Source organism: Desemzia incerta, from assembly GCF_900115825.1.
Classification (GTDB): domain Bacteria; phylum Bacillota; class Bacilli; order Lactobacillales; family Carnobacteriaceae; genus Desemzia; species Desemzia incerta.
The window spans coordinates 72,353-97,312 of the sequence record NZ_FOXW01000004.1; the positions used below are offsets into that span (position 1 = coordinate 72,353).

20 protein-coding genes are annotated in these 24,960 nt (G+C 41.5%); 2 read left to right on the plus strand and 18 right to left on the minus strand.

All coding sequences use genetic code 11. The annotated features are described in order from the left end of the window. Window positions 1-225 precede the first annotated feature (225 nt). From BM137_RS06025 to BM137_RS06065, 9 genes are all read right to left on the minus strand, one after another. On the minus strand, window positions 226-942 hold the full coding sequence (locus BM137_RS06025) for an MIP/aquaporin family protein (RefSeq protein WP_092480268.1): 717 nt from the start codon (window positions 940-942) through the stop codon (window positions 226-228). A 4-nt stretch (window positions 943-946) separates the two neighbouring features. After that, window positions 947-2,776, minus strand: a complete 1,830-nt coding sequence (gene glpO / locus BM137_RS06030; protein ID WP_092480269.1) for a type 1 glycerol-3-phosphate oxidase — start codon at window positions 2,774-2,776, stop codon at window positions 947-949. 265 nt (window positions 2,777-3,041) lie between these two features. Continuing rightward, window positions 3,042-4,541: a glycerol kinase GlpK gene (glpK, locus tag BM137_RS06035; RefSeq protein WP_092480270.1), complete on the minus strand. Its 1,500-nt coding sequence runs from the start codon at window positions 4,539-4,541 to the stop codon at window positions 3,042-3,044. A 678-nt stretch (window positions 4,542-5,219) separates the two neighbouring features. Further along, window positions 5,220-5,417 carry a hypothetical protein gene (locus tag BM137_RS06040; protein ID WP_092480271.1) on the minus strand — a complete coding sequence of 66 codons (198 nt, stop codon included), beginning with the start codon at window positions 5,415-5,417 and terminating at the stop codon, window positions 5,220-5,222. Between the two features lie 102 nt (window positions 5,418-5,519). Beyond that, the gene (locus tag BM137_RS06045) at window positions 5,520-5,816 is read right to left on the minus strand and encodes an SGNH/GDSL hydrolase family protein (protein ID WP_092480272.1); all 297 of its coding nucleotides are present in this window, start codon (window positions 5,814-5,816) and stop codon (window positions 5,520-5,522) included. Window positions 5,817-6,157: 341 nt separating this feature from the next. Beyond that, the gene (locus tag BM137_RS06050) at window positions 6,158-6,556 is read right to left on the minus strand and encodes a hypothetical protein (protein WP_143084243.1); all 399 of its coding nucleotides are present in this window, start codon (window positions 6,554-6,556) and stop codon (window positions 6,158-6,160) included. 32 nt (window positions 6,557-6,588) lie between these two features. Continuing rightward, window positions 6,589-8,058, minus strand: a complete 1,470-nt coding sequence (locus BM137_RS06055) for an AcpB/EbpR/MafR family transcriptional regulator (protein WP_092480274.1) — start codon at window positions 8,056-8,058, stop codon at window positions 6,589-6,591. After that, on the minus strand, window positions 8,048-9,382 hold the full coding sequence (locus BM137_RS06060; RefSeq protein ID WP_092480275.1) for an FAD-dependent oxidoreductase: 1,335 nt from the start codon (window positions 9,380-9,382) through the stop codon (window positions 8,048-8,050). Before BM137_RS06060 ends, BM137_RS06055 begins: the two co-directional genes overlap by 11 nt. A 228-nt stretch (window positions 9,383-9,610) precedes the next feature. Further along, window positions 9,611-9,898 carry a hypothetical protein gene (locus tag BM137_RS06065; protein ID WP_092480276.1) on the minus strand — a complete coding sequence of 96 codons (288 nt, stop codon included), beginning with the start codon at window positions 9,896-9,898 and terminating at the stop codon, window positions 9,611-9,613. 152 nt (window positions 9,899-10,050) lie between these two features. Between BM137_RS06065 and BM137_RS06070 the strand changes: the two genes are divergently transcribed. Continuing rightward, window positions 10,051-10,965, plus strand: coding sequence for a helix-turn-helix domain-containing protein (locus BM137_RS06070; RefSeq protein WP_092480277.1), 915 nt, complete (start codon window positions 10,051-10,053; stop codon window positions 10,963-10,965). Window positions 10,966-11,035: 70 nt separating this feature from the next. Here BM137_RS06070 and BM137_RS06075 read toward each other — a convergent pair whose 3' ends face one another. The 7 genes from BM137_RS06075 to pth all read right to left on the minus strand — a co-directional run bounded on the left by BM137_RS06075 (window position 11,036) and on the right by pth (window position 20,335). Beyond that, window positions 11,036-11,560 (minus strand): S1 domain-containing RNA-binding protein, encoded by a 525-nt coding sequence (locus BM137_RS06075; RefSeq protein WP_092480278.1) that lies wholly within the window; start codon window positions 11,558-11,560, stop codon window positions 11,036-11,038. 131 nt (window positions 11,561-11,691) lie between these two features. After that, the gene (locus BM137_RS06080; RefSeq protein WP_092480279.1) at window positions 11,692-12,150 is read right to left on the minus strand and encodes an FtsB family cell division protein; all 459 of its coding nucleotides are present in this window, start codon (window positions 12,148-12,150) and stop codon (window positions 11,692-11,694) included. Window positions 12,151-13,623: 1,473 nt separating this feature from the next. Then, the gene (locus BM137_RS06085; RefSeq protein WP_092480280.1) at window positions 13,624-13,878 is read right to left on the minus strand and encodes an RNA-binding S4 domain-containing protein; all 255 of its coding nucleotides are present in this window, start codon (window positions 13,876-13,878) and stop codon (window positions 13,624-13,626) included. Next, window positions 13,875-14,588: a MazG nucleotide pyrophosphohydrolase domain-containing protein gene (locus tag BM137_RS06090; protein ID WP_177192514.1), complete on the minus strand. Its 714-nt coding sequence runs from the start codon at window positions 14,586-14,588 to the stop codon at window positions 13,875-13,877. The genes BM137_RS06085 and BM137_RS06090 overlap by 4 nt, the downstream gene beginning before the upstream one ends. Window positions 14,589-14,596: 8 nt before the next feature. Next, a complete protein-coding gene (locus tag BM137_RS06095; protein WP_092480282.1) occupies window positions 14,597-16,177 on the minus strand; it encodes a putative polysaccharide biosynthesis protein in 1,581 nt (526 codons plus the stop codon). 24 nt (window positions 16,178-16,201) lie between these two features. Continuing rightward, a complete protein-coding gene (mfd, locus tag BM137_RS06100) occupies window positions 16,202-19,744 on the minus strand; it encodes a transcription-repair coupling factor (RefSeq protein ID WP_092480283.1) in 3,543 nt (1,180 codons plus the stop codon). Between the two features lie 30 nt (window positions 19,745-19,774). Further along, complete coding sequence (gene pth / locus BM137_RS06105) at window positions 19,775-20,335, minus strand: aminoacyl-tRNA hydrolase (RefSeq protein ID WP_092480284.1); 561 nt, start codon at window positions 20,333-20,335, stop codon at window positions 19,775-19,777. A gap of 272 nt (window positions 20,336-20,607) precedes the next feature. Between pth and BM137_RS06110 the strand changes: the two genes are divergently transcribed. After that, window positions 20,608-21,579 (plus strand): L-lactate dehydrogenase, encoded by a 972-nt coding sequence (locus BM137_RS06110; protein ID WP_092480285.1) that lies wholly within the window; start codon window positions 20,608-20,610, stop codon window positions 21,577-21,579. Between the two features lie 328 nt (window positions 21,580-21,907). Here BM137_RS06110 and BM137_RS06120 read toward each other — a convergent pair whose 3' ends face one another. Together BM137_RS06120 and BM137_RS06125 are read right to left on the minus strand one after the other, a co-directional pair. Next, on the minus strand, window positions 21,908-22,720 hold the full coding sequence (locus tag BM137_RS06120) for a nuclease-related domain-containing protein (RefSeq protein ID WP_177192515.1): 813 nt from the start codon (window positions 22,718-22,720) through the stop codon (window positions 21,908-21,910). A gap of 885 nt (window positions 22,721-23,605) precedes the next feature. Further along, the gene (locus tag BM137_RS06125; RefSeq protein WP_092480288.1) at window positions 23,606-24,943 is read right to left on the minus strand and encodes a M20 family metallopeptidase; all 1,338 of its coding nucleotides are present in this window, start codon (window positions 24,941-24,943) and stop codon (window positions 23,606-23,608) included. Between the last annotated feature and the right edge of the window lie 17 nt (window positions 24,944-24,960).

Below are 24,960 nucleotides of genomic sequence, written 5' to 3' on the forward strand. Positions count from 1 at the left end.
ATGGACAAAATGTTAAGAAAACACATTTTGTATAGACAAATTATGCCAAACATTTCTTTCCATCACAACTAGAATATGTGTTATTTAAAAAAGCGTTCTTAGTATATCTAATTTTCAGATATAAATCTACATAAATAAGCAAAATAATACATAAAAACCTCACACTGCACACTTGTAAGTGTAAGCATGAGGTTCTTAATTTATTCCATATTTAATTGATTAATTCTATAAAATAACCATATACAACAATGCTGCAAGCACAGCACCTAAGATAGGTCCTACTACAGGAATCCAAGAGTAATCCCATTCAGAGTTCCCTTTGTTTGCAATTGGCAATATTTGGTGAGCAATACGCGGACCTAAGTCACGTGCAGGGTTGATTGCATATCCAGTTGATCCACCTAAAGATAGACCGATTGAAAGAATCAATACTCCTACTACCAATGGGTTTAATCCATCAGTAAAAGTGTTTTGTCCAAACATCATAAGAGCAAATACCAATACGAAAGTACCGATAGTTTCTGTCATAACGTTGCTGATGTTGTTACGAATTGCAGGTCCTGTTGCAAAAGTACCTAAAATAAATCCTTGGTCTTCTGTTTCTTTGAAATGTGGCAAGTACGTCAACCATACTAATACAGCTCCTACGATACCTCCAGCAACTTGAGCTATGATAAATGGAAGTACTAAACTCCATTCAACATTACCAATCATCGCCATACCAACTGTTACAGCTGGGTTTAAGTGAGCTGGTCCCATAAATCCTGAAACATAAACAGCGATTGTTACTGCTGCTCCCCATCCAAGAGCAATTGCAACCCAACCAGCTGCTTCTGCTTTACTTTTCTTCAAGTTAACGGCAGCACATACGCCGTCTCCCAATAACACCAAAATCATTGTTCCTAAGAACTCACTAAAAATCGTTAGTGTATCTCCACTCATTTGTCTACTCCCCTTTTAATTCTTTTAGATCAGATTCTGCAATCGCAGTTTCTAATTGTTTAGTATAGTTTGCTTTTGCTTCATCTGTCCAATCATAGTAACGAGCCATTTCTGCGATTACTGGTTCAATAATACCATCCAGTGTGTCACGCATGAATAACATATGGTTCGTACGGCGAATTAAAAAGTCGTTTGGCGTCAACGCCATTTCTTCTTCCATCGCATAATGTAAGCTCAATGAGTCAGCTAGCGTTAATCCTTCAATTTGTTCTACTTCATCTAGTAAAGCGAACACTTTAGGAGCATTTGAACCGTAAAGATTTGCCAAGTATAAAGCTTCAGATTGGCTCAATCCTTTTTCAACACCCATTTGGGATAGTTTTTCAGTTTCTTCTTCTACTTCTTGCGCGTTAATGTCTCCACCTGATACAGGGTATTTAGAAGAGTCAATCAACTCGTAAGTTTTGTTAAAGTCATTTTTCAAGATTTCAACAACAGTTCTCATTGCTCCAAGAGCCATTTTACGGTAATCCGTAATCTTACCACCAGCTATAGTGATCAATCCATCTTCATCAATGTCTAATGCACTTCCACGAGAAATCGCTGAAGGGTTAGCTTCTGATTCAGAGTTGCTAGTTTGAATGTCTTTTAATGCATCTTCTACAGTAATACGATCTACTTCACCTTGTTGGTATTTTTCGATTGTAGAGATGACATTGTCAAAGCTTTCATCTGTGATTGGTTGGCTGTTTCCACCATTGTAGTCAGATCCGCCATTTGTAGAAATCAATGGACGTAATCCTGCCCAGCTAGATTCGATATCGTTGATCGTGATACCAGCTGATGGGTAACGGTTGTTTACAACTTCCAATAAGTAGTCTACATCTTCTTGTTCTACTTTTGGATGTGAGAAATCGCCTTTGTAGTCTGTATCCGTTGTTCCAAAGTACGTTTTTTCTTCACGAGGAATCACGAATACCATGCGGCCGTCGTTTTTGCCTGTGTCGAAGTAAGTTGGTTGTGGAACTTGTAATTTTTCACGGTCTACTACCAAGTGAACCCCTTTTGTTGGGCGCATTTGAGGAGCAGCATCTGATTTAGCATCCATTTGACGGATCGTGTCAGACCAAGGTCCTGTTGTATTTAATACAATACGAGCTTTGATATCATATGTTTCGCCTGTTAATAAGTCTTCAACAGTGGCTCCACATACTTTATCATTTTCGTCGTGTAAGATACCGACAACTTTCGTACGGCTGACCATATGTCCGCCATCTTCTGCAGCGCGTTTGATGTTTTCGATTACTAAACGAGCATCGTTGTTACGGTAGTCCAAGTATACTCCAGCACCTTGTAAGCCTTCGCTTTTCAGTTGCGGTTCGCGTTCTAGAACTTCGTCTTTTGACAACGTGTAGTTTTCGTATTTTGTTCCTGTAACATTAGCTAGTCGGTCATACAAATCCATAGCTACTTTTAATGAGAACATTGAGAAAGTAGAACCTGGTTCGTCATAAACTGGCAAGATCATTGGATCTGCTTTAGGGATGTGAGGCGCGATACCTTGAACAACAGCACGTTCTTGAACTGTGTCAGCAACTACTTCTACGTCGAAGTTCTTCAAGTAGCGTAAACCACCGTGAACTAATTTTGTTGAACGAGAAGAAGTTCCTTCTGCAAAGTCCTGCATTTCCACAAGACCAGTCTTCAAACTTGAAGCAGCGGCTTGCAATGCTGTACCGGCTCCTGTGATTCCACCACCGATAATTAAGACGTCTAGCGTTTCTTCTTTTAATGCTTTGATGTCTTGTTGTCTTCTTTTAATTGAAAAAACCATGACTCTTTTCCCCCTTTTAGGATTTTGTGTTTTATTTTGTAACTTTTCTTAAATAAGCAGCTTGTTGATAGGTTTTTGTAGCCGAGAGGCTACGGATTTTGATTTGGTTTCTGCTTTTAAAACGAGTTGCGCGTTGTAGGCTACTCTAAAACGAGCTGCACGAATCAGACTCCCTACGATTTCGTTTTGGCTTTTTGGTGGTAAAGAGCACCACCTAAAAGCCAAAATCGAACTCTACGGGAGTCTAAACGGTTCGCTCCGCTCTCTATGGTTTGAATACTTGTGTTGCTTTTACGGCTAGTTTCCAGTTTTGGTATAATTTTTCGCGTTCTTCGTCGGACATTTGTGGTTCGAATGTGCCGCCTTCTTCGTACATGTCTTTGATTTCTTCGATGCTTTCCCAGAATCCAACTGCTAGTCCTGCCATGTAAGCTACTCCTAGTGCTGTTGTTTCTAAGTTGTGAGCGCGTTGTACTTTTGTTCCGATGATGTCTGCTTGGAATTGTAGCAACCAATCATTGTTCGCTGCTCCGCCGTCTACTTTTAATAGAGGGATTTCGATTTCTGCATCTGTCTTCATTGTATCAATAACGTCGCGTGCTTGGTAAGCAATTGCTTGTAAAGTTGCTTTAACGAAATCTTCTCTGCTTGTTCCGCGAGTCAAGCCGAATACTGCTCCACGTGCGTCTGAATCCCAATAAGGTGCGCCTAGTCCTGTAAAGGCTGGTACCACAAATACTTCATTTTCGTTCGTTGAAGCTTTAGCCATTTCTTCTGAGTCAGAAGAGCTTTCCAACATTTTCAATCCGTCACGCAACCATTGAACAGCTGAACCTGCAACGAAGATGCTTCCTTCTAATGCATAGTAAACTTTTCCGTTGATTCCGTAACCGATAGTGGTTAATAAGTTGTTGTCTGATAATTGTGGTGTTTCACCCGTATTCATGACGATAAATGAACCTGTACCGTAAGTATTTTTCACCATTCCTGGTTCGAATGCCATTTGACCGAATAAGGCTGCTTGTTGGTCTCCAGCCATACCTGCAATTGGAGTTGAAGCTCCGTAGAAGTGGTAGTTCGTTGTGTGACCGTAAACTTCAGAGTTCGATTTTACTTCAGGCATCATTGAACGAGGGATGTTCAATAGGTCTAAGATTTCTTGATCCCATTCTAATTCGTGGATGTTGAACAACATTGTACGACTTGCGTTAGAATAGTCCGTTACAAATGAGTCTCCGCCAGTTAATTTCCATGTCAACCAAGTGTCAACTGTACCGAATAACAATTCACCTTTTTCAGCGCGTTCTTGAGCTCCTTCAACGTGGTCTAAGATCCAACGAATTTTTGTTGCTGAGAAATATGAGTCAATGATCAATCCTGTTTTTTTGTGGATCATGTCTGCATGTCCGTCTTCTGCTAATTTAGCAGCGATTGGTGCAGATTGGCGTGATTGCCATACGATAGCGTTGTAGATAGGACGTCCTGTTTTTTTCTCCCAAACGATAGTTGTTTCACGTTGGTTTGTGATTCCGATACCTGCGATCTCAGCTGGTTTGATACCAGATTCGATGAATGCCCCTGCGATTACAGACTGCACTGAATTCCAGATTTCGTTAGGGTTGTGTTCTACCCAACCGCTTTCAGGAAAAATTTGAGTAAACTCTTTTTGTGAACTTCCAACATTGTTAGCTTTTTTATCAAAGATGATAGCTCTTGAGCTTGTTGTTCCTTGGTCAATAGACATGATATATTTTTTCTCAGTCATTTTAATAGTTCCTCCTTGTGTATGCAAGCGATTTCTAATTGATGTGTTTATTGTAATACGTTTTCACACCAAAAAAATGTCATGTTTTTGGCAGATAAGCAAAATAAATGGCATTTTTGGATACCCTTACAAACAAAAACTAATTTGGTATAGATAGAATTCATTTTATTAACCTTAATATAACAGTGATTGCGATATTTATTCAAATGATTGGTATTGAATAATTTTGGCGTTTTGTGGTGGTTTTTATTAAAATTGATTTATTGAACTCTAAGTATTTTTGAATGTTTAAGTACGATCATAGACCAATAGACATAGAAACTTTCAGTGCTTAGTTTAGTTCTTGATTCAAACCTTAACACAAGTATTGACTTATAAATTTTTATTAACCTTTTAGATACTCATCTGTATTACTGCGCTATAAAATAAAAAGCCCTCATTGATGAGCGCTTCTCTTTTCGATATTCTTCTATCATTTTTTCTCTTTCGATAAAATTCATCGTACACTTGCGGATCATCTGTGATATTTATTCTTTTGGAAACCTATAAAACCGCCTCCGATTGAGGTAGCTTTATTGTCTCTTAATGATTAATATCAATACACGTTGACGCGCAGTTTGGTTCAACTGTTGTATAGAAAATGAGAGTAGCGTTTGCCACTCTCATTCACTTATTAACTCATTGAGTCAGTTTTATTTCTGGGAAGTGTTTCATCGTCTCCCCTTCAATAATTGGAATTGATTCTTTTTCTTTTCTCAGTTTGTACGTTGGACCAGTGGTGTACCCCACTAATTCAACTTTTCTAACAATGTGAATCCCTTGAATATAAAGCGTCTCTTCCAAATAATACTTGTTCCCGTTTCTTTCAATAAACATATGACATATTCCTTTCATAGTTGGGATAGGTTACACTTCATTCCAACCATAAAAGCGGACAAAGTCAAGGACAATTTTATTTTTTTGCACAGTAGGGGTCAATTATGCATATGGGACAGCCATAAACTCCTTGTAATACTCATACAGATAGTTATTAATCGCTTTTTCAATCATAACACTTTCATAATTATAAGCCAGTGCTATCAAATGCCCGTTGTTACTGCCTGCCAATAGACCAGTTCGATAATCATCACAATACAATCCATACAGATCTATCAAATGGACATTTGCGTATAATGCAGCTACATGTCTTATCACTGCATTATAATCAGTAACCGCACTGCTTTCATTTGATGGTAACGTGAATACAAAGACTTTTGCTTTTGGATTGTAAGCCATGACCTGGCGTACTACGAAATCATAGTTACCATAAAAGGAATCTGCATTATTTTGACGGTCTGCTTAAATGTCCGTTAGTGATCCAATAGATAAACCTTGTCTTACATTGTTCACACCTAATCGGATAAGGTAACAGTCTATTTGTATATCTGCAGTCGGAATGTGAGTGTTGCGACAATCTCTTGATGTAGAACCACCAATCTCAATATTATTAAACGTTCGACCTGCACGCAGACTCAAGTGCCGTGCCAGTTATTCTTGGTTTGAACGGCTGCGGCTGAATTGATGAGTGTTCCACCTATATCCGTAAACCCTGCTGTCAGACTATCGCCAATAGTTGCCTATTCTTCAAATGCTTGCATAAGATTGGCTTTATAGCCTGTTGATAATAACTCCGCTTGCTCACTCTTTTTAAGATAAACATCCGACGCATTTTGATTGACTTTGATACTAACACTCTTGGACAAATCTCCAAAGTCTGGACGTTTTACAATCATCTGCATAAACCGGTAGTTTCCAGACACTATAAAACTAAACGTATTAGAAGCGCTGTTAACTTTATAGTCCATTAGTCTGAATACTGTTGTGCTGGTTTCTAAATCATAGAGAAAGATGGTGAGTAATCCGAACTCAATCAATTTTCCAGTTGATTCGGAAATTGTAACTTCTCTTCCATTTACGCCCTTTGATACTCGGGACGCTGTTTGTGCCAACTGCGTGGTAGAGACTCTAAGACACAAAAAAGACGCCATCCCTTTTGGAGAAGCGTCTTTTAAAGCGTCAGGTTTTGAATGATGTTTTGAATGTTTTTCATGTCAAAAGGCGACAAAATTTCAGAAAGCACATAGACTTCGGCTTTCCCGTACGCTGAATTGTCTTTTATGGCCGCGTTGGTCAATACCAAGTCGTAGTCCTTTTTCGGTTGGTACTTCTCTACATGAATCCCGTTGATGTGTCGCATGTTCAAGATCAGCAGATGGTTCAACGCTTCTGTGTAGATGGTTTCCATTTTCAGATCAATACCGACTTTTTTGATTTTTGTCATACTGAACGTCACAATGGCTAATAAGCTGATGTATTTCAGCAGCTCCATTTTCAACAAGCTGTCCTCTGTTGATTCTTCGATCTCGAATTTGCCAATACTGATCATGCGCAATTGTTCCGCGAATGAAACCAAGTCTTTTCCGGTAAACTGCTTTTCTTTCGATAGAATCGTGTCGTATTCATAGACTTCCATTGCGCCTTTTAAGAAATACATTTTCGCGTGGATCTGAGACAAGTAGTAAAACATTTCTCTTTCCAGCATATACGGCAGTCTGCGGAAGTTGTAATGGATGATGATCGTCTCGACGACATACGTATCGATCGTAGCGATCGGTGCTCGTCTAGCCCGCAGCAACGTATATTCATGAAAATCGTGTTCGGTCAATACGGGAAAAGCCAGCATAAAGACGAAATGCAGCATCGCTTCTTCTTCATCTACTTCAATCGAATAGCGGCTGAAGTAGCGCAAAACCATCGAGCGCATTTTTTGGTAAAAGTGGTCTTCCATATAGGGTTCCATCAACCGGCGCAACTCTTTGTAGATTTTCTTTTTACTGTTGACGCGATTTTTGCTGATGTGAAGCCACACCTTCAACCGTTCCTTGCCGTCTGGTTCCAAGTTGATGCCCATGAAGTTCGTGGTCGCTTGCAGCAATTTGGCAACTTGATCGTCATTTTTCTTCGCCGCACTGGTTGGTTTGTCCGAGACATACCAGTAAAACTGATAATAAAAGTAGCGGATCTGCAGCTCTTCCCCTTGCAGTCGACCATTTCGAATCTTGATTTGGAACTCTTTCAAGTAATCGTTCAATTCTTTGATTTTTCGAAACAATGAAGACTCGCTGATCATCAGTTTTTGCGTCAGCTGCACGATTGAAAATTCTTGGTGGCGATACAAGTAGCTGATGATTTTCACTTTGACCGATTCTTTTAAGTAGACTTGATAAATTTGAGCAAGGGAAAATTCATTGCTCATGAACAACGTGATCATCGGTCCATCAAAATCCACTCGGACGCTTTCCTTGAAAGGCTCCAAGCGGTAAGCCAGCGATGCCAAGTCTTTATCTAATGAAGCTCGAGAGACGTCTAGATAGTCGACCATGTCGTTGTGGCTGACTTCTCCTCCGTTCAACACGAGTTTTTTCACCAAATTCACTTCTCTGATTTCATGCTTCTCAAGAAAATTTTCAACTTTCATCCGTATCCCGCCTTATGTGTGGCCAAGCAACTAAGTTTGTCGTTTCAATAGTATTGGTAAAGGTTGGATGGAAAAAGAATTCCTTTTGACTCAGATCCTCCAACGTTTGATTTGTCTGGATAGCAAGAGCAAGTGTGTTGATTTTCTCCAGCACATCAGCTTTTGAGACCAGCTGAGCGCCTAACAGCTCGCGCGTTTCTTCATTATATACGTATTTGATTAGGACTTCTTCTGCAAATGGCAGACTGTTGGCTGGAACGATTTGCCGTTTGACACCTATAGGGTAGTCTGAAAACAAACTGTCCGATTCGGTCATTCCAGTACTTGCGATATGGTAGCCGAATGCTGACGTACCAATCGTCCGCAGCGATCCGTTGAATGTCTGTGCTGGTTTAACTAGGTTAGCTGCTGCGACGATACCGGTCCGTACGGCATTGTTCACTAGCGGAATGTACATCGCTTCTTCTCCCATACAAGAAGGCAATTGGATACAGTCTCCTACTGCTAGTACATCAGGATGTGAGGTCCGCAAGTATTCGTCTACCGCAATCGTGTGGTCCATGTGCAAGTCGATCTGTCCGTCTAAAAAGCTCAAGTCCGGTCTGACGTTGACCGCTAAAATGGCTGTATCGCTTTCAATGCTTCCGCTGCCCAATTGAATTTCTAGTTTGTCTCCTGCTTCTTTAATAGAAGAAACTGTTTGATTCATGTACAGCGCCACACCGGCTTCTTGCATTTCTTCTTGGATCGGTTGGATCATGTCTTTGTCGAAGTATTTGAACAAGACATAGTCCATATTTTCAACCAACGCCACTTGCTTGCCGTTTTTTGTCAGCAAGTCAGCTGCTTCTACGCCAATCTGACCGCCGCCGATGATGGTGACGTGTTGGCTGGCTTGTAATGTCTCCAGAGCATCTTCTGCCCCTTTTAGTCGTTTGTATTTTAGTACACGGTCTGAGTCGCTTCCTTCGATTTTGTGCGACAGCTGACTCGAACCGGTCGCAATGATCAATTTGTCATATTCTAAGGTGATGGCTTCGTTGTCATGTCGGTATGTCAGTTGATGGTTCGCGGTATCAACTTTTTCGACTGTTGATTCCAGCAAAATTTTGATGCGTCGTTGTTCCAGGTCCGCTTCTTTAATGAAGTAAGCTTGTGACAGCGAGTCGATTTTTTTATCTAAATACAAATGCAGTCCATTAGGGATGTAGCCTAATTGAGGCTGCTTCTCCAATAAGCTGATTTCAGCGTTCGGGTGGTGTTTGCGCACTTCTAAAGCTGCCGTTACGCCAGCAAATGAAGCACCAATAATGGCTACTTTCATATAGATACTCCTTTGAATTCGTTTGACTTCAGTATACCATGTTCTTTTATTTAAAAAAGGACTGGCCATTGCAACTTTATGGCAGTACGCAAAAAAGACTCCCATTTATTAGAGGAAGCCTTCTTGGTTATTGTATAAAGTCTGCTCTCGCAGTGCTTCAGCGCTTATTTTTTCATCCATAAGCTATTCATTTCCAACTAGTTTCGTGCTACAATAACTTGAACTTATTTAGAGATTCATATCTAAGGGTATGGACTGTAAAATTTCCTCTTTGTCCCCAGTCACCTCAATAAACTGGATTTCTCTAGCTAAGAAAGTGTTCAAGTCTTCAAAAGTATACTGATTTTTTCGTAAGACCGTATCAAAAGGGCAGTCCAGTATCCCGTCCGCATTGACGATGACATCTCTGTTGTCTACGTTTAAGCGAACGGTTTCATGTTGACCGATAATGACGTAAAAATAATGCTTCTGCTGCGAGTTATCTGAAGTATATTGCTGCTCTTCACTGATCACCACTGTTCGCCTGCCTTTTTATGGGCCTCATATACACAAAGCCTTTTTATTTTTAGAGTCTATAAACGAGCACTTCAACAATAGTATACCTATTAAAAACAGTATTAGAGCAAAAAGTGACAATAGTAACTAGACTATAGTAAGGAGTAATTCACATGGCTTATCAACCGATACCTATTGGTTCAACATTAAAAAAAATCCGCGAAAACAAAGGATATACACAAAAACAAATTTCAGATGAAAAAATGGCTCGATCGACTTACACCAAATTCGAAAATGATACGATCAGTCCTACTCTGCCTAAATACCTTGCTGTCATAGACCATATGGATATTTCGCACGAGGAATTCATGTATATTTTGCATGATTATCATTTAGGAGAAAAAGAATACTTCTTGCATTTATTTAAAAAATTGGAAAAACGCCCTACTCTTGCATTATTGGATGAAATTATTGAAAAAGGGGAAGCGTTAGTCCAAGACCATTACGACCAATTAGTGTTGGATATCTTGAATGCTTGCCGAGGATATAAAGCGTTGTTGGAAGAACACGATTTAGAAAAAGCAAAAGGCTATGCTGAAAAAGTGTGGGAACGAATGGCAACGTTGGACAACTGGTACTTAGCAGAATTGCATGTCATCAATAGCATCTTATATTTGTTTAACAGTGAGACTGCAGTCGCATTCACTGATCGCGCCGTGAAGATCCTCTCAAAATACAAAGATTTTGACGAAGCCGTCACTTTACAGCACAGCTTTTTGCTGCATGTGACCAACTTGTTGATGATGGATAAAAAATACGAGCAGGCTTTGATTTACCTTCGTCTATTGGAAACACCGAATATTATGCTGGAATGTCCTATCCTTTGGGGAGTCACACTGATTCGTAAAGAAGTGTGTATGACTAAAATTGGAGATCTTTCTGAACCGGGGCTGATCAATAAAGCGATTCAGCTGTTTGAATGTTTGAACCAACCGGATCTTGCAAGGTATGCAAAAGAAAATCCAGAGACTGTGTATAATCTCTATGCTCGTTTCCCGATTGCGCATATTAAAGCATTAGCGGTTTAAAAAAAGAGGTTGGAAAATTTTCCAGCCTCTTTTTGTTTATAGCTTTATTTATGAATGCATGACGCAATAATTAGTTACGACGTCCGCCGCGTCCGCCGCGTTTGCCTTCAGTGTTGCGTTTCAATGACGTCAAACGATCATCACTATCTTTTAAGAATGAACTCATCAATGTATCAAAGTCTTCTCTTTTATCTTTTTGTGCGTAAGAAGAACGATTTGTTTTTTGGTAACCTTGTCCTCTTGAAGAAGAACTTCCTCTATCGTTGCTTCGTTGATAATTACTGCTTGGTCTTGAACTTGAACTTGGTCTAGAGCTTGTAGCTGCGCTCGGTGCGCTTGTTGGCGCTGCTGCTTCTGGTTGATCAACTGCTTTACGAATAGATAGACCGATTTTACCATCAGTACCGATTGTTAATACTTTAACCGTTACTTCGTCTCCAACACTTAATACGTCGTGAATATCTTTTACAAAACTGTCAGATATTTCACTAATATGAACCAATCCTGTTTTTCCATTACCCAAATCAATAAACGCACCAAAATTTGTAATTCCTGTTACTTTTCCAGGAACTTTACTACCGACTTCAATTGACATATAAAATTCATTTCCTCCTTGAATACTAGTACTGTCATTATAGCATGACTTCGTTTGCACATAAAGCTTTTTTATTCTCTCTCATTGCCGCTTTTGTTGATATTAGCCCTTTTTTCAGCAAATGGACACTCTTAATTTTGATCAGCAGTTTTTGTTTCTTCATCACTTTTAGCGGAGTCGGACTCTTCTAGTGTTTCCTCTTTTTGCGTTTTAGCCGCATTATCTTCCGGGAAACTAAAAACAATCTCTCCTTCTTTCGATAAGTAATATTGGCTTCTAGCTAGCTTAGCTATGTATTCATCATCTTGAAGCTTTTTAACTTCGTTGTGAAGGTTTTCTTGAGTCGCCTCTACATGCTCCAACTCTTCAGCTGACGCTGCTTTTTGCGCATCCAAATCAGATATCAGCTGCGTATTTTTCACTAAATTCACAGATAATCCCGCGATAAACAATCCACTAATAACAGCGATACTGGCTACTCGTCGTTTCCGCTGTTTTCTAAACTTGCTTTCGCGATGAGCTTGAACCGTTTTGGTTTGAGTATATTCATTTCTCAACTGAGTTACCTTGCTTCTGTTTCTTTCTTTCATCCCTTACACCTCAATCCACAGTTATTTTTTCGGCTGACTGACCATACTTTTTAAGTGTAACAATTTTTCAAATTTTTATCGCGTTAAACGATTTCTAAACAATATTGTATTTTTCTCTCGCAAATAAGCTCCCTTGCCGGTCCTTTTAGAAGCTGACAAGAGGTTAAAAACCCCTGAAACTCTAAATGCTTGATCTTGCAAACATTATACCAAGTATGCCTTTACATTTCTATCACGTTTTCAAAAAGATTCAGCATTATTTTGTCTATAGATAGTCAATTTTAGTCCTTGATAATGCTCAAAGTTTATTTGTGTGATAATTTGGATGATTTCTGCTTAAAAAATGGATGGTGAAATACTCATTGGCCAAAAGCATGCTCATTAAAACCTTGAAGCTTTCTTTTACCTAATAAGGGTTTTGGCTTTTCGGCTACGAAAAGTGTCCTTTCTGCCTTGAGGGGTGGGTTTTAGATGCTCATGGCCGAGTTGGAAGTGTTTTCGGTCCATAAGCTCAACTGTTTTCTTGCTCATGGCTGTTTACTCAAGTATTCTCGGCCATGAAGAGGGGTGAAGTCGAGCTCATGGACTTTTTAGCAGCTTTTCTGCTTACCAGCAGATACCTAGACACTTATTACCCAACTGCACACTTATCAAAACCTTAAAACCTTCTTTTACCTAATAAGGTTTCAGCTTTTCGGTCACGAAAAGTGTCCTTTCTGCCTTTAGGTGTTGATTTTGATTCCTCATGGCCGAGTTGAGAGTGTTTTTGGTCCATGAGCTCAGTTGTTTTCTCGCTCATGGCTGTTTACTCTAGTCTTCTCGGTCATGAAGAGGGTTGAAGTCGAGCTCATGGACTTTTTAGCAGCTTTTCTGCTTAACAGCAGATACCAAGACACTCATTACCCAACTGCATATCCATTAAAACCTCGGAGCTTTTTTTTCCTCATCAGGTTTGGGCTTTTCGGTCACGAAAAGGGTCCTTTCTGACTTGAGGGGTTGGTTTTGGTTGCTCATGGCCGAGTTGCGAGTGTTTTTAGTCCATGGACTCAGTTATTTTCTCGCTCATGGCTGTTTACTCGAGTATTCTCGGCCATGAAGAGGGTTGAAGTTGAGCTCATGGACTTTTCAGCGGCTTTTCTGCTTACCAGCAGACACCGAGACACTTATTACCCAACTGCACACTCATTAAAACCTCAGAGCCTTCTTTTACCTAATAAGATTTCAGCTTTTCGGTCACGAAAAGGGTCCTTTCTGCCTTGAGGTGTTGGTTTTGGTTGCTCATGGCCGAGTTGAGAGTGTTTTTGGTCCATGAGCTCCGTTATTTTCCGCTCATGGCTGTTTACTTGAGCATTCTCGGCCATGAAGAGGGTTGAAGTCGAGCTCATGGACTTTTCAGCAGCTTTTCTACTAGAAAAGGAAATGTAAACAGAAAAAAGGAACGCACTTTTTTTGTGCGCTCCTTTAAGTAGTCAATTATTTTTCAGTATTGCTCAAAATAGTGTACATATCTGCTGCTTCATCTTTTTTAGTCGTTTCAACCAGCTTGTCGATGCGGATGACAAGTGTGCGGTTACCAAAAGCGATCGTTAACTCGTCGCCCTCTTTGACGGTAGAAGATGATTTTGCCACCGTTCCGTTGATTTGAATGCGGCCTTTGTCGGCGACTTCTTTAGCAACAGTCCGGCGTTTGATGATACGGGAAACTTTTAGGAATTTATCTAATCTCATAAACCTAGCTCCTTTTCTTTTGCTTTAATTTTTTGCCAGATGGCATCTACTTCTTCAACTGTGTTGGCTTCGACCCCGTCAAATACATGCGGGTGCCGACGTCTTAATTTGGTATTGATGGCTTCTAGAACGTCTTCCAACGTAAAAGCACCTGTTGATTCTGCGTAACTCGTTTGATATAAGATGTGGCACAACAAGTCGCCCAATTCTTCCGCCATATTGCGCGGATCCTTTTTGTAGATGGCTTCTACGAATTCGTCCACTTCTTCATGCAAGAACGGGATCAGCGTTTCATGCGTTTGCTGCTTGATCCAAATATCTCCGCCTTCTCCAGTGATCTCATCCAAATAAAACTGCAAGGTTTGGAACGACTTGGTGCGTTCGTCTTGCTTTAAAGCGGGAACGAACAGCGCGCCTGATTTGGATTCCATTTGGAAAGAGGGTTCTTCATTCAAGGCGAACCATTCTACGTGTTCTTGTTGGGTCCCAGGGTTCTCAACGAAAGCTACTCGATGAGTTAAAGGATATTTTTTATCTAGAATAGACGCCACTAAGCTCAGCGCCGGAACCTCGTGGATGCCATCAATGATCACAGCTTGACCCATGACGACTTGGTCGCCGTCCAGCTTGTTCACCGGAATCCATTGAAATCCAGCCGAGGCATCTTGTTCGACTGCTTTAAAAACAGCTTCTAGTACAGATAACTCCATATGCTTCCCTACTTTCTCAGTACTCTTTTGCCAAACGGGAGTGACAACCATTCCCGAAGCGTCAAGAGTTTGAATGAAATAATGATTTTCACGAAAACGGCAGCGCCCACTGCTACTCCAGCCAGAGCCAAGACAAACGCCCCTAGACGACCAGCATCTAAACTAGTCAAGCTCAAAAGACTCACAGTCGCTAGAACAGCTGCCCCCATAATGAAGGAACTGGCAGCTAACTTCCAGCCGAATCCTTTTGCAAAAACCGCTATTTTGATTGGATCTGTCAGTTTCCACCAGCTGAAAGCCACCGTAGACAACAGCGCCAAAACCGTTCCCAGACTAGAACCTGCTGTTCCTAACAACACTACTAATGGAGTGTTGAGGACACTTTTGACCACTAGACCCAGCAGCAGACCTACAAAAGCTAAGCGGTGCTGATTGCGGCTTTGGAAAATAGCATTCACTGCTCCGATCAATGAGGCTGCAAATACAGACACCACATAAATGGCGATCGTTACATTGCCTTCCTTGTCGCCGAACAACGTGTGGTTCAAATAAGGCGTCAACACGATCATCCCTATCGTTGCAGCTGCAGCGATCGTTGTCGTGATGCGTAAGAACGACTTCGCGATATGGTTAAAGTCGTTCGTTTTTCGTTCAATCACACTTGTCGTCAATGTCGGCAGCAAACTAGAAGAAAAGGCTGTGGCTACGACCATCCCTAATTGAACAAGCGGCTGGCCTCTGTCATAGACCCCTTTGATGCTTCGGGCGACAGCAGGAGTGACTCCCGATTGAACCAATCCGTTATACAACGTGAATGAGTCAATCAATTGCAGCAAGATCAGCATGGCACTCAGTAAGCACAACACCAATCCTTCTGTTCCTAACCGTTTCAACAGCGTTTGATAGGTCGGTAAAGGCACTGATTCTGGATACATGACACCAGAAAATGGGCTCTTTTTGTGATGAGATACCATAAACACCACCATCGTAACCGTGGCAGCCATTCCTGCAATCCATGCGCTGCTCATCGCATCCGCACCCATTTGATAAACGGAATCTTTGCTGGTTGTATAAGTATACGCCACCAACAAAATCACGGCTACTCGCACCACTTGTTCAACGACTTGAGAGACTGCGGTAGGAATCATTTGGAAAGTGCCTTGGAAATAACCGCGCGATACCGATAAGAAAGGCACCAGCAGAAATTGCCAGGACACGGCTTGAATGATGCCGCTGAGTTGACGGTCTCCCATCCCGTCTGCGATCCTATTTGCGCCAAGATACAAGGTTAAAAAGATCGCAGGGGAAAATCCTGCTAACAGGATAAACAGGCGTTGCTGGACTTTTCGCTGCAGACCAGCTGGAGTTTCTGCAATGATTTTGGACAAGAAGACCGGCAACCCGTTCAGCGCCAGCGTCATCCCTAACCCATATAACGGATAAATCTGTTGGTAGACGTAAAATCCAGTATTGCCGACCATATTTTGGAAGGGGACGCGATAGACAGCGCTAAGGACTTTCGCTATAAAAGCAGCAATCGTTAAAATGACCGCGCCGTTCATTGTTTTTTTCAGCTGCTGGTTTCCCATACATTCCCCGTCCTTCTTCTGCGTTTAGTTGTCTTGCTCTTTTTCTTTGATGCGGTATTCCGCAATGTGCTGCACAAATTTTTCGATGTGCCCCAACCACTTGTAAATGGATTTGAGGTAATCTTTTTCTAAGCGCAAGGTTACTTTCAGCTGATCTTTTGCAGCGGCTACATTGGCTTTCAACGGTACTTCGCTTAACGCACGGAACGTTTCTTCTCCAGGTAGAGTCTTCGTGCCTTCTTTTGAGAAGGTGATCTCTACTTCATCGTCTTTGCGGCGGATATTTTCGACCAATGCATATTCCCCGTAGTATTTGATGAGACCGATCGTCAACAGATCCGCTACTTCATCTGGGAAGTTTCCGAAGCGGTCGATCAAATCATCTTGCAGCTGGACGTATTCCTCGTGGCTGTTCAACTCGCGAATGCGCTTGTAGATCTCGATTTTTTGGCGTTGATCTGAGATGTATTCGTTCGGCAAGTAAGCATTGATGCCCAAGTCGATTTCCACTTTGGTTTTCTTCTCTTTTTCTTCCATACCGCGCTTGCGTACAACGGCTTCGCTCAGCATTTCAGAGTACAAATCAAATCCGACTGAATCGATGAATCCGTGCTGTTGTTTTCCAAGCAAATTACCGGCTCCACGAATCGACAAATCGCGCATCGCGATCTTGAATCCTGAACCTAATTCTGTAAAGTCTTTGATCGCTTGCAGACGTTTTTCGCTGACTTCGTTCAAGACTTTATTTTGCTGGTACATCAAGTAAGCGTAAGCCACGCGGTTGCTTCGACCCACTCGTCCTCTCAATTGGTACAACTGAGACAATCCCATGTGGTCGGCATTTTCGACAAACAACGTGTTCACGTTCGGCATGTCGACTCCCGTTTCAATGATCGTCGTCGTGACCAGTACGTCATATTGACCATCCACAAATTCATACAACACATTTTCCAATTGCGATTCCGTCATTTGCCCATGCGCATACGTGATTCGGGCATCTGGAATCAAAGCTTCTAGTTCACTGACTCGCTTTTCAATCGTTTCGACACGGTTGTACAGATAGAATGCTTGCCCGCCACGAGCCATTTCGCGCTCGACAGCTTCTCTAATAGCACCTGGATTTTGTTCCATGACATACGTTTGGACAGGGTAACGACTGGACGGCGGTGTCTCAATAACCGACAAGTCCCGCACTCCTAACATCGACATGTGCAAGGTTCTTGGGATAGGCGTAGCCGTCAGTGTCAGTACATCCACTTGTTTTTTCAAAGCTTTCAGTTTTTCTTTGTGCTTCACACCGAATCGCTGCTCTTCATCAATGATCAATAATCCTAAATCACTGAATTCCAAGTCATTCGACAGCAAACGATGGGTTCCTACAACGACATCTATCTGTCCGTTCTTGATGCCTTTCATCGTCTCCGTTTGTTGTTTTTTAGTTCGGAAACGACTCATGATCGAAACGTTCACAGGGAAATCAGCAAATCGTTCCACCATCGTTTCGTAATGTTGCTGCGCCAAGATTGTTGTCGGCACTAAAAACGCAGCTTGCTTGCCTTCTTGAACGGCTTTGAAAACAGCTCTTAAAGCAACTTCCGTTTTCCCGTACCCAACATCTCCAACCAATAATCGGTCCATTGGTTTTTTCCGTTCCATGTCGCGTTTGATTTCTTCCGTACTTCTCAACTGGTCTTCCGTTTCTGAATAAGGGAAGGCGTCTTCGAATTCTTTTTGGTATTCCGTATCCCGACCGAATGCATACCCTACTTCTTGATCACGCGCTGCATACAGCTGGATCAATTCGTCGGCGATGTCTTCTACTTTGCTGGCTACTTTGTTTTTCGTTTTAGCCCATTCTGTTCCGCCTAGTTTGTTGACTTTAGGTTTCTTGGATTCAGAAGATACGTATTTTTGCAGCAAATTCAACTGCGTGACTGGGATGAACAATTTCGCATCGTCTTTATAGATGATGGACATGTAATCTTGATGGACCCCATTGATCTCCAGGGTTTCCATTCCGACATATTTCCCGATCCCGTGGTTTACGTGAACGACAAAATCGCCAGGATTCAATTCGCTGTAGCTCTTGATCCGTTCGGCGTTGGTCATCGTTTGACGGCGAGTCGGTTTTTTCTTCGCTACTTTATTGAACAATTCGCGCTCTGTCAGCAACACAAACTTCTCAGTCGGCAGCTCAAATCCATTACGGAAATTCCCGATCACGATTTGGACTTGTCCGGTTTCTACCGAATCTGCGTCAACGATCTTGCTTTGGATCTCAAAGTCTTCAAATGTCTGATGTACTTTTTGCGCTCGTTCATTGGTTGGAACGGTCACTAAAACCGTATGGTGTTGTTTTTCCCAACGAGTCATCTCTGTTTTCAATAATGGCATTTGCCCGAAGAATTGCTGCATGTTGCGGTATTGGAAAGCATGGATAGCGTCAAAACGCACATTTCCCATTCCTTTTTGGAACAAGACAAAATACAAACGATCCGCTTCTGTTTCTTTGATGACCGATTTAAAATCATGCGAAAACTTTTGATTCTGTAATATTTGACGCGCTCCTAATTTGTTGACGACCCATTCGGATTCTTCCGTTTCTGCATGGCGTTCCGCTTCCAAAATGCGCGGGTAATCGTCCAGTATCATCACACTGTCGTTCGACATGTAGTCTAAGATACTGTTTTTTTCGTTGTAAATATAATCGGTGTACATCACCAACTCATTGATCGACTCGCCATAATTGAAAGCATCCACTATCGGCGCCAGATTTTTAGCAAATAATTGCTTATCGGCATCGTCAGTGATCAAACTCTTATTGTGTTCTACCGCATCATTGAAGGCCCCAGAGTTTTGCTGCAACAGCTCTTTTGTATAGATCGTGTCGCTCGCCGGCAAGATTTTGATGGATTCGATCGTGTTCACAGAACGCTGCGAACCGACTTCAAAAAAGCGCATCGAATCGACTTCCGTATCAAATAAGTCAATACGAACCGGGTTTTCTTCCGTTAGAGGATAAATATCGATAATCCCCCCGCGAATACTAAACTCCCCGTGATTTCCGACTAATTGTTGGCGCACATACCCCATATCGACCAGCTTTTGCGCCAGTTCGCTGGGATCCAATTCGCCGCCCATCTCCACTTCAAATGAATTCTCTTTCCATAGTTCCACAGACGGTAATAATTTGCGCACACCAGCCACCGGAACCAGTACGATCCCCGGCTTACCGGACAATAAGAAATCCATCGCCGCAATCCGCTCACTGCGGGCTTCTGGCGAGGCAATGGCCATTTCGGCATACACCATTTCATCTACCGGAAAAATGTGCAGCTGGTCTTCATCGACCATTCCGCTGAAATCTTCCATCAATTGATTGGCATGGAATAAATTGTGCGCGATCACAACGATCGGCTTTTGCTTTTGCTCTAAGATGGCAGCTATAACTAAAGTTCTAGCTGAACCAGACAAACCGGTAATCAGTTGCGATTGCTTCTTACCGATAGGATCGATCACTGCTTTTACATTATCCATACCAGCCAGTAACTGTACTACATCTCCCATATCAAATTTCCTCCGTTTGCATCTTCTGCATTAGTTAAAATGGTTCATTGTATCAATAAATTCATGACCTTCCAGCCAATAGTTCGTTGCTTCAGCACTTTTTTTGACAGCATTCAACATGTCTTCATGCACTTCTTTCGGAAAACCGCTCAACACATGTTGAACTACGGTTTGTTTAGGATACGGGCGATCGATTCCGATTCGGATACGGTTGAAATCTTGCGTTCCAATGTGTTGGATGATGCTCTTGATTCCGTTATGTCCGCCAGCACTTCCTTTTTGACGCAAGCGAACTTTTCCGACCGGCAAATCTAAATCATCATAAATCACTAATAAATCTTTTGCGTCTATATTGTAATAATCCATCAATGGTCGAACAGCTCTTCCTGACTCATTCATGAAAGTTTGTGGTTTAACGAACAATGTCTTTTCTCTGCCCACCCAACCTTCTGCTACGTCTGCTTCAAATTTTGATTTGTTGAAAGTAAATTTGTGTTGATAAGCTAATTCATCTAATGTAATAAAACCAATATTGTGTTTTGTGTCTTGATATTTTTTCCCAGGGTTTCCCAGGCCTACAATCATCTTCATAGTGCACTCTCCAATTTGATAGTTAATGGACGCAAAAAAGCGCTGCACGAAACAACTTTCGCCCAGTACCACTCTTTTTTTACTTTTTACTAGTATAGCACAATTCAAATCACAAAAGGAATAGGATGCTTGATTTAAAAAGTTTATGAAACTTTTCACATGATAGCGTTTTAATTAATCGCTAACTCTGTAAAAATGATTTGTTTTCCAGTATACTGAAAGTAGTTCAAAAAGGATCTAACATACTTACAAAGATTATGGGGGAATTGAACATGGAGACTAAAAAAAATAACGACAATCAAAAAATTATTTTGGTGGGGGACGGAGCAGTAGGTTCTAGTTACGCATTTTCTCTGGTCACACAAAATATTGCTCAAGAATTAGGGATAATCGATATTGATAAAGCAAAAACAGAAGGCGACGCATTGGACTTATCTCATGCTTTAGCTTTTACTTCTCCAAAAAAAATCTATTCAGCTAGTTACAGCGACTGCCACGATGCAGATATCGTCGTCATCACTGCAGGAGCCGCACAAAAACCTGGCGAAACTCGTCTGGATTTAGTGAAGAAAAATATGCGCATTTTTAAAGACATCATCGGCCAAATTATGGACAGCGGATTTGACGGCATCTTCTTAGTGGCGACAAACCCAGTGGACATCTTGACTTACGCAACATGGAAATTCTCAGGACTTCCAAAACACCGCGTTATCGGATCAGGTACATCTCTAGACAGCGCTCGTTTCCGTCAAGAGATCTCTACTTTATTAGACGTAGACGCGCGTAACGTGCATGGTTACATCTTAGGCGAACACGGAGACACTGAGTTTCCTGTTTGGTCACATGCCAACGTTGCCGGCTTACAAATCTACGAATGGATCAAAGAAAACCCTGGCGTAGACGAACAAGCTTTAGTAGATGTCTTCTTCAAAGTTCGTGACGCAGCTTACGACATCATCGAGAAAAAAGGTGCCACATTCTACGGAATCGCCGTAGCATTAACGCGTATCACTAAAGCGATCTTGGACAACGAAAACGCCGTATTGCCGATCTCCGCTTATTTAGACGGCGAATATGGTCAATCAGATGTTTACATCGGTGTTCCAGCAATCATCAACCGCCAAGGAATCCGTAAAGTCGTAGAGATTCCACTAAACGGCTCTGAACGAAACAAAATGACTCACTCTGCTGAAACCTTAAGAAAAATTGGTTTAGAAGCATTGGAAGAAGTTATGAACGATTAATAAACACGAATATTTTGCGAGCCTCTCTTTTTGAGAGGCTTTTTTGTTGGTGTTGTCTTGATTTTCGGCCATGAGCACGGTAATTAGTTCGCTCATGGCCGGAAACTAAAATTAATGTGCCATGAGCCGTTTGTTTTGTCGTCTGACGGCTGAAAGGCTGCTTCATTTCGGCCATGAGCACTTTCTTTACTCTCTTCATGGCCGAAAAAGGCCTGCTCTACAATTTACCCCACCTAAAAAGACCATTGCTTAAAGCAGGTAATTTATAAGCCTGCTTTAAGCAATGGTCTTTTCCCGATATTCTTTCAAAAGTCGTCAATCTTTTAAGTCATTTCTTTTTTGAGACTTGTCGTATTCTCTTTTCTGGAACCATCCCACCGCACCACTCTTTTATAGCAGAAACACCCACTTTACGATCAGGAAACAAAAGTTGGTACTCTTTCACATGACGGACGATTGCTTCTTGAACCTTCTCTCTGCTCCCACACTGCTCACAACAGATCGATTGATGTTTGGGTGCCAACGACTCAATAAACGAGTTACAATTTAAACAAATCATTCCTTTTTTCAACATTTCGTATTCATACTGCGGCAAGTTGTTTCCGTACTTTTTAGGTTGGTTTAAACTACATAATTTATCTGCGAGTATTGTATGGGCATGAGTCAACGGTTCTAAATTTTTTTCTACTTGTTCGAAGTAGCTGTTTATATTTGTCGGTAAAACAAGATGAGAAAAGTAAGGAGCTTCATACAAAGAAAAATTCGGATTTACATATACAAGAACAGCTTCAACCGGCATATGACCATAATTGAGTTCTTTGAGCACCTGCTTTAGTAATAGTTTACTACGGGGAAGCCTCAGCAGTGGATTATAAATTTCTATTTTAGAATCTAGTTTGTATAAACTCTCTTCTCTATACACAAACTCCCCTTCATAATTCTTCACCTCACATAAAATAACTTCCTTACTAGTAATGATTACCGTATCTAATTGAACATCAACGCCTCCAATGGTGAAGGACAAATCTTTAAGTACTATGCAATGTTTTATTTTATCTATTCTGTCATCTAAACAGCACTCACCACCATACCCTTTTGACAAATTCACATAACGGACGTGGTATTTATGTTCTAAAGTCATTCGATTCCTGAGCGCCTCCAACACTAGTAAATCATACGGCTTTCCCCTCTTTTGAATCATCACCCTTACATCCCTTCGCCAAATTCAATAGTCTCTATCTATTAAGATACGCAAATAAAATGAGTTTCGGTGTGTAAAGAATCTCTCGTGAGTATGCTCTTTTAGGTAATCAGCTTTTTTTGTTGTTAATGAAGCAAAGAATGACTACTTTTCGGCCATCAGATAGTCTTGATTCCCCCTTCATGGACGGAGATGGCCGAGATGTCGGCCATGGTAATCTAAATTTTCTGGCTCATGGCCGGATTCGCTTGCCCAAACGGCCATGAGCACTCAACTTTCTTTGCTTATGGCCGAAAAACACTAAACCAAAAAGATTTAGTGAAGATGCTTTTAGGTAGTTGTCTTTTCCACCTCTAAGCCAAGCAAAGATTGATTACTTTTCGGCCATCAGCTAGTCTTGTTGCCCCTTCATGGACGCATATGGCCGAGATGTCGGCCATGGTGAACTGAATTTCCTGCCTCATGGCCGGATTAACTTGCCAAAACGGCCATGAGCACTCAACTTTCTTTGCTCATGGCCGAAAAACACTAAAACAAAAAGCTTTAGTGAGTATGCTTTTAGGTAATTGTCTTTTCCTCCTCTAGATCGAGCAAAGATTGATTACTTTTCGGCCATCAGCTGGTCTTGATGTCCCTTCATGGACGAATATGGCCGAGATGTCGGCCATGGTGAACTGAGTTTTCTGGCTCATGGCTGGATTCGCTTGCCCAAACGGCCATGAGCACTCAACTTTCTTTGCTCATGGCCGAAAAAGAGCAACCTAACCCCCAAAAAAAACTCCACCTCTCCGAAAACCGGGGAGATGGAGCCTAAGTTTAATAATATTACTTACCAGCCAATTGATAAATCGCTTCTGCATAGATTTCCATTGCTTTGTATAATTCATCTAGAGGCAATGCTTCGTTTTCTTGGTGAGCCAAGCTTTTAGAGCCTGGGAAGTGTGCGCCGAACGCTACCATGTTTGGCATTTGGCGAGCGTATGTTGCTCCACCAGATACGAATGGTTCTGTTTGGTCACCAGTTTTTTCTTGGTAGACACTCATCAAGGTTTTTACTAATTCGCTGTCTTTTTTCACGTATAGTGAAGGAATTGAGTCGTACTCCTCGTACATCAAGCCGTAATCTTCCGCTGCTTTAGTAATGCCTGTAACCAATTCTTCTTTGTCATACGTTACTGGGTAGCGGATGTCCAATGTAATCACTGATTTATATTCGTCGATCACCAATTTACCTGTGTTCAGCGTCATTTCTCCGGATACTTCATCTTTGACTTCGCCTAAAAGACTGTATCCGTTTGTTTCATTGCCGATCTTTTCAGCGATGAAACGTAACGCTGGGTGAGATTCTACTTTGTTCAATCCTTGAACCAATTTGTTGATCGCATTGATTCCTTCGCCTGAAACGCTTGAATGAACGGATTTACCTTTGACGATAACTTTTCCGTCTTCTTCAACAAACTCAACATCCAATTGTTTCAATTCGTCTGCCAAAGCTGCTGCTTTGTCGCCATCATAGATTGCTTCTCCTGGAACCACGTTAGAAGCTTCTCCTAATGCCAAATTCAATGAGTCGCTGCCTGGACCGATCAAGTTGATTTCCCATAATCCTTTTTCAGCATATGTCAGAGGGAATACACCATCCGGAACGAAGCCTAATGATGGAATCTCTTCTTTTTTCGTATAGTGTTCCATACAACGCCATAGACTTTCTTCGTCTGTTCCGAAAATGAATCGAATGCGTTTATTGAAGGTTACGCCCGCGTCTAAAACTGCTTTAAATGCATATAATGCAGCTATCGTTGGTCCTTTGTCATCTTGAGTCCCGCGACCGTAGATTACGCCGTCACGAACATCGGGTTCAAATGGAGGTGTGATCCATTTAGCTAAGTTTCCGCCTGGAACAACGTCTAAATGACAGAGAATACCCAGCATTTCTTCCCCTTCGCCGTACTCTGCATATCCGTAATAACCTTCCGGATCAATGAACGTTTTCATGCCTAATCGTTCAGAGATTTCCAATGCTTTTTCTAAACATTCTTGGATTTTTTCTCCAAATGGCGGGAAACTCGAACCGTCTCCAGCATTTACTGAACCGATAGCAATCAGCTCTTTCAGTGCTTCAATACTTTCTTGTTGGTGATTTTCTTTTACCCATGTTGTCATTCCTTGACCTCCTAGCT

Excerpts from the sequence above, each read along its gene's own strand:
- BM137_RS06060 (WP_092480275.1), bottom strand. The coding sequence starts at position 9,382 with ATGAAAGTAGCCATTATTGGTGCTTCATTTGCTGGCGTAACGGCAGCT.
- BM137_RS06095 (WP_092480282.1), bottom strand. The coding sequence starts at position 16,177 with ATGGGAAACCAGCAGCTGAAAAAAACAATGAACGGCGCGGTCATTTTA.
- pth (WP_092480284.1), bottom strand. The coding sequence starts at position 20,335 with ATGAAGATGATTGTAGGCCTGGGAAACCCTGGGAAAAAATATCAAGAC.
- BM137_RS06040 (WP_092480271.1), bottom strand. The coding sequence starts at position 5,417 with ATGTTTATTGAAAGAAACGGGAACAAGTATTATTTGGAAGAGACGCTT.
- BM137_RS06120 (WP_177192515.1), bottom strand. The coding sequence starts at position 22,720 with ATGACTTTAGAACATAAATACCACGTCCGTTATGTGAATTTGTCAAAA.
- BM137_RS06110 (WP_092480285.1), top strand. The coding sequence starts at position 20,608 with ATGGAGACTAAAAAAAATAACGACAATCAAAAAATTATTTTGGTGGGG.
- BM137_RS06090 (WP_177192514.1), bottom strand. The coding sequence starts at position 14,588 with ATGGAGTTATCTGTACTAGAAGCTGTTTTTAAAGCAGTCGAACAAGAT.
- BM137_RS06075 (WP_092480278.1), bottom strand. The coding sequence starts at position 11,560 with ATGTCAATTGAAGTCGGTAGTAAAGTTCCTGGAAAAGTAACAGGAATT.
- BM137_RS06025 (WP_092480268.1), bottom strand. The coding sequence starts at position 942 with ATGAGTGGAGATACACTAACGATTTTTAGTGAGTTCTTAGGAACAATG.
- glpK (WP_092480270.1), bottom strand. The coding sequence starts at position 4,541 with ATGACTGAGAAAAAATATATCATGTCTATTGACCAAGGAACAACAAGC.
- BM137_RS06055 (WP_092480274.1), bottom strand. The coding sequence starts at position 8,058 with ATGAAAGTTGAAAATTTTCTTGAGAAGCATGAAATCAGAGAAGTGAAT.
- BM137_RS06070 (WP_092480277.1), top strand. The coding sequence starts at position 10,051 with ATGGCTTATCAACCGATACCTATTGGTTCAACATTAAAAAAAATCCGC.
- BM137_RS06085 (WP_092480280.1), bottom strand. The coding sequence starts at position 13,878 with ATGAGATTAGATAAATTCCTAAAAGTTTCCCGTATCATCAAACGCCGG.
- mfd (WP_092480283.1), bottom strand. The coding sequence starts at position 19,744 with ATGGGAGATGTAGTACAGTTACTGGCTGGTATGGATAATGTAAAAGCA.
- glpO (WP_092480269.1), bottom strand. The coding sequence starts at position 2,776 with ATGGTTTTTTCAATTAAAAGAAGACAACAAGACATCAAAGCATTAAAA.
- BM137_RS06125 (WP_092480288.1), bottom strand. The coding sequence starts at position 24,943 with ATGACAACATGGGTAAAAGAAAATCACCAACAAGAAAGTATTGAAGCA.
- BM137_RS06080 (WP_092480279.1), bottom strand. The coding sequence starts at position 12,150 with ATGAAAGAAAGAAACAGAAGCAAGGTAACTCAGTTGAGAAATGAATAT.
- BM137_RS06045 (WP_092480272.1), bottom strand. The coding sequence starts at position 5,816 with ATGGCTTACAATCCAAAAGCAAAAGTCTTTGTATTCACGTTACCATCA.